The organism is Alcanivorax sp. HI0044 (genome assembly GCF_001634945.1).
The window spans coordinates 1-901 of record NZ_LWEZ01000767.1 but is presented as its reverse complement, the minus strand read 5'-3'; the positions used below and the strand labels follow the sequence as shown (position 1 = coordinate 901).

The following is a 901-nucleotide window of genomic DNA, read 5'->3' as shown; positions in this document are numbered from 1 at the left end:
TTCCCAGGCTTGCTCTGGTGTGAACGTCAGCGCGCGTGGGTCCAGCACCAGTTCACCCTCCACGTCGACCCAGCTGCCGCCTTCGTCTTTTTGCACCAGGAAGGTATCGCCGAGGAGGATGGTTGCCGGATCCATGTTCTGGGAAAAACGCACACGAATGGAGCGGTTTGCGGGCAGATCCACAATCGGCAGTTCATCCACTTCCACTTGCGCACTTTCCTCGTTGGAGGAGATGCACACGCCTTGGGTGCCGGCATCAATCTCGGCCTGGCTGGCATTACTGCTGGCACAGGGGAAGCCCGGGTAGACGGTGGCTGCGAATGGGCCTCTGCGCACATCGTCCGGATCATTGACCACATACTCCGGCAGGCTGAAGTCCAGGCTGTTATCCCCTTCCAGGGTATCCAGCATCTGCAAGGGGTTACCTTCCAGATCCGTAATATCCGGGGTGGTGGTAATTACGTACTCCACACCATATTCCACCGGGGCATCCGGAGTGATGATCAAGGCACTGCCATCCAGCTTCCAGCTGAACGGTTCTTGCGCCCCACCTTTGGTGAGCATCAAGCTCTCACCGGCAACAATGGTTTCCTTCTCCAGGACTTCATTGAAATGGATGATGATGGGGTCACCAGGCTCCATGCGGTCGGCCACATTTCCGGGCTGCCAGGACAGCTCCATGCCATTGTCGCCGTCGAGAACAGGCACAAAAGGACTTACCGTATCGAAAGGCTTGAGAGGCGCGTTCTCCTGATCTTGATAAGACTCCATGCGGAAGCTGAGCACACCATAGGCGTTATCCACGCCCAGTACCCGCGGCTCCACAATGGTAATGGCATCGGTGTTGAGCTGGCCATCTTCAATCAGGCCGGTGCCCACCAGTTCCAGGTGCATCAGGTTC

The 901-nt window shown here is 57.4% G+C and carries 1 protein-coding gene; it reads right to left on the bottom strand.

Annotated elements, in window-relative coordinates; all coding sequences use genetic code 11:
* A partial coding sequence (locus A3730_RS09160) for an Ig-like domain-containing protein (RefSeq protein WP_197477394.1) occupies nucleotides 1-901 on the bottom strand: 901 nt, incomplete at both ends.